General features: G+C 74.5%; 1 protein-coding gene and 1 pseudogene. Both read right to left on the bottom strand.

Going from position 1 to position 881, the window contains the following annotated elements; translation table 11 throughout:
* A partial coding sequence (locus F3J18_RS37645; RefSeq protein ID WP_166917223.1) for a glycosyltransferase occupies positions 1-533 on the bottom strand: 533 nt, incomplete at its 3' end.
* Between the two features lie 37 nt (positions 534-570).
* Positions 571-881: pseudogene (locus F3J18_RS37650) on the bottom strand (glycosyl transferase family 2); the annotation flags it as partial.

Genomic DNA, 881 nt, shown 5'->3' on the forward strand with positions numbered 1-881 from the left:
CTGGCCGCCGCGCCGGGCCATACCGGGCCGCGCCAGGCGAAGGCGTCGCCCAGCGCGGACGGGAAGCGGTGCGAGGCCGGCACGTCCTGGCCCTCGGCGTCCACCAGCCGGCCGCCGGCGATGCCCACGCCGGGATTGACCAGCATGCGCGCGGCGGCGCGCGCGATCATCGCGGGCTGGGCGTGGGTATCGGGATGGGCCAGCAGCAGCAGGGCGCCGAGCGCCTCGCGCGCGGCGAGGTTGCAGGCGGCCGCGTAGCCGATGTTGACGGGCGAGCGGATCAAGAGCGCCCAGGGATGCCGGCTCTCGACCAGCTCGGCGGTACCGTCGCTCGAGGCGTTGTCGACCACGATCACCTGCCAGTCGCGATAGCGCGCGGCCATCGCCAGCATCGCGAGCTGGGCGTCGATGCGCTCGGCCGAATCGTGCGCGACGATCAGGATCGACAACGCCCGTCGGGCCAGCACATGTTCGTGCGGGGACGGGCGCGGCTCGGGCGAGGCGATCGGCTCGGCGTCGTGCAGGCCGATCATGGTGGGCTCCGGCGACGCTGCGCGGCCGGAATCGTCATCATGGCGCGCCCCCGGATAGCTGGCGGGGCGCTCGCCGCGGACGAGCGGCGGCATGACGGCGGCGGTAGGCGAGTTGGCCATAGAGAATCGGCAATTGTTGCAGGTGCGCGTGCAGCGCATAAAGCGTCGCGAGGCGCCAGTCGCCGGCGCTGGGCCGGGCGCGCAGGGTGGTATGCAGCAGCGCCGCGCCGAACAGCGCGAGCAGGCTCCAGGCGATGCCGGGCGCGGTGGCGAGCATCGCCGCGAACACCAGGGCGGCCACGCCGAGCGCCGCGCCCCAGGCGCGGTTGCGCTGCGGTGCGTAGCCGT

Source organism: Burkholderia sp. Ax-1720, from assembly GCF_011753035.1.
In the GTDB taxonomy this organism is placed as follows: domain Bacteria; phylum Pseudomonadota; class Gammaproteobacteria; order Burkholderiales; family Burkholderiaceae; genus Burkholderia; species Burkholderia gladioli.